Origin of the sequence: Protofrankia sp. CiP1_Cm_nod1 (assembly GCF_920888515.1) — a bacterium.
Taxonomy (GTDB): Bacteria; Actinomycetota; Actinomycetes; order Frankiales; family Frankiaceae; genus Protofrankia.
In genome coordinates this window covers 1-2,609 of sequence record NZ_CAKKTM010000074.1, presented here as the reverse complement: position 1 = coordinate 2,609, position 2,609 = coordinate 1, and the positions used below count along the sequence as shown (strand labels likewise).

Sequence of the window (2,609 nt, the reverse complement as noted above, 5' to 3'; positions counted from 1 at the left end):
CCGCCGGGGTGGCCGCCGGGGTGGCCGCCGGGGTGGCCGCCGGGGTGGCCGGCCGATGCCGGGGCACCCGCGGCGTCCGCCGCCGCCTGCGCGTGCCCGGCCTGGAAGGCGTTGGACGCCTGCCACTTCTGGAAGTCCTCCTCGCTGCGCCAGCGCGTGTAGACGAGGTAGGTGTCGGTGCCCTCCACCGGCCGCAGCAGCTCGAACCACTCGAAACCGTCCGCGGCCTCCACGATGCCGGCCCGGCCGGCGAACCGCTGCTCCAGCGTGGCCCGCAGCTCGGCCGGGACGGTCAGTGCATTGATCTTCACGACGCTCATGGGGCCACGTTAGTTCGTGGCGCCGGTCATGCGACAGCGCAACGACCCGCTCGGACCGGCGCATGTGCGCATCGCCCCGCGTTACATCACCATCTGATCACAATCTAGACACGCAGCGCACCCTGCATGCATCCATCGTAGTCAATGTGCAACCATTAGTTTCTATTTGATTCCTGAGAGTAAGAAACGGGGATGTTCAGGTGATTGATCAACGGCATCGAGCCCATGAAGTCACTGATGCCGTGACACGATCCACGCCGTGGCGGCCGGCGGCCGGCACGGGCAGTGGCGCCAACGTCAACAGCGATACCGACGGCAACCGCGGCACCAGCGACGACCACGGCACCGACAGCGGCGGCGGCACGGACAGCAACCGCGGTGCCGACAGCGGCGGCACGGACGCGGGCCCCGCACCGGATGCCGGGCTGTTCGGGCCGGCCAGTGTGACCTGGCGGGTGCACGGCGATCCGAGCATGATCGTCGCCGGTATCCGCGCGCTGCTCCTGCAGGGCGTGCACCCGCTGGCCATGGCCGGCGTCGCCCAGCACTCCGCCTACCGGGCCGACCCGTGGGGACGCCTGCTGCGTACCGCCACCTACGTCGAAACGATCACCTATGGGACGACCGCGCAGGCGCGGCAGGCCGCCGAACGGGTACGTCGCGTGCACACGCGTGTCCGTGGCACCGAGCCCACCAGTGGCCGGCCCTACCGGGCTGGCGATCCCGAACTGCTGCTGTGGGTGCATGTGAGCGAGGCCGAGTCCTTCCTCTCGACGGCCCGCCGATGCGGCCTGCGCCTCACCGACAGCCAGGCCGACGCCTACTTCGCCGAGCAGGTGCGGGCCGCCGAGCTGATCGGTATCCCGGCGGAGGACGTTCCGGACAGCCAGGCCGCGGTTGCCCACTATTTCACGCGGATGCGTCCTCACCTGCGGGTGACGCCGCAGTCCCGCGAAATGATCTCGTTCATCCTGCGGCCGCCCATGCCCCGGTGGGTGTCGCGGACCACGCCCGCGCGCCCGGCGTGGTCCGCCCTGAGCGCGATCGCCGCCGGGATGCTGCCGGGCTGGGCCCGCCGCCTCTACGGCCTGCCCGACACACCGCTGCTGGACACCGCCGCCTGCCTGGGCGCACGGGCGACACGTACCGCGCTGCTCGCGCTGCCCCGTCGGCTACGGCAGGTTCCCGAGCCGCGGGACGCCGTGATACGCCCTGCCAGGACGCGTCCTGCCAGGCCCGCGCCCGAAGCCCGGATGATCCCCCGGGACGCCCCACGGCGCCTTCTGATGACACTGCCACGCCAGCGGGCGCAGGAGAGCCAGCCGCCGCCCCAGGGCCGCCGCCGGCCCGCCCACCTGACGGTGGCGCCAGGCCGGTGACACAGGCTGGTGACACTGGCCCGACAGCGCAGCCGGGACGATATAGCAGGGGCAAAAAGTGTGTAATAAGGACAAAATGCAATAACGCCGTAGGGGGCTGTCACGGGCAGCCTGATGTGGCCTACCCTTGCCGATCGTGGCTCAACTTCCCCGGGTAGCGGTGTTCGGCGCGGGCCCGGCCGCCGGGACGGCGCTGCGCGCGCTCGTCGACTCCGGGCTGGACGCGCACCTGTTCGTGACACACGATCGCGCGGCGCGCGACGCGGGCGGCGGCCCGGCGGCGGCACCCCCCTCGTCCACCGGGGAGCCCGCCGGGGCCGGCAAGGAGCCCCCCGCAGGCAGCGGGGAGTTCCCGGACGAGCGGGGCTTCGCCGGGCGGTTCACCAGGCTCGACAGCGATGGCTACGGGATCCGCCCGGTGGACGGCGACCGTCGGCCGTTCGACGTCCGCGTCGGTGGCCAGCCGGCGACCCGCTGGGACGCCGTGGTGCTCCTCGGGGGAATCATCGCGCCTGGCGCCGGGCAGGCCGCCGAGTACCGGCCGGCCGGCCCGTCCGCCGTCCCGTCGCCGTTGTTCGGCGGCGTTTTCGACCCGGACACGGAAGGGGTGTACGGATGCGCTGTCCTGACGCACCGGTCAGGTGAGGCGAATCCCGCCCGTGGGCGTCTCTCCCGGCTGGTAGCCCCCGAGGCGATCAGCGTCACCGACAGCGTCACCGACAGTGTCCGGCTCGCCGAGGCGCAGGCCCGCTGGCTGGGCGAATACCTGCGTGGCCGCTATCTGCTGCCGCCACGGTCGGTGATGCTGGCCGCTACCGGCGCCGCCGGGGCGTCGCGGTCACCGGTCGGCGGCCCGCGCGGCCGGTGGTCACGGCCGCGCCACCGCGGCGGCGTCGACGCCTACCTGCGC

General features: G+C 72.7%; 3 protein-coding genes. 2 read left to right on the top strand and 1 reads right to left on the bottom strand.

Annotated elements, in window-relative coordinates; translation table 11 throughout:
- Nucleotides 1–320, bottom strand: a 320-nt coding sequence (locus NBX02_RS04210) for an antibiotic biosynthesis monooxygenase family protein (RefSeq protein WP_250290063.1), incomplete at its 3' end; no start/stop codon positions are given.
- A 242-nt stretch (nt 321–562) separates the two neighbouring features.
- Between NBX02_RS04210 and NBX02_RS04205 the strand changes: the two genes are divergently transcribed.
- Together NBX02_RS04205 and NBX02_RS04200 are read left to right on the top strand one after the other, a co-directional pair.
- Nucleotides 563–1,699 carry an oxygenase MpaB family protein gene (locus NBX02_RS04205; protein ID WP_250286312.1) on the top strand — a complete coding sequence of 379 codons (1,137 nt, stop codon included), beginning with the start codon at nt 563–565 and terminating at the stop codon, nt 1,697–1,699.
- A 136-nt stretch (nt 1,700–1,835) separates the two neighbouring features.
- Nucleotides 1,836–2,609, top strand: a 774-nt coding sequence (locus NBX02_RS04200; protein WP_250290061.1) for a hypothetical protein, incomplete at its 3' end; no start/stop codon positions are given.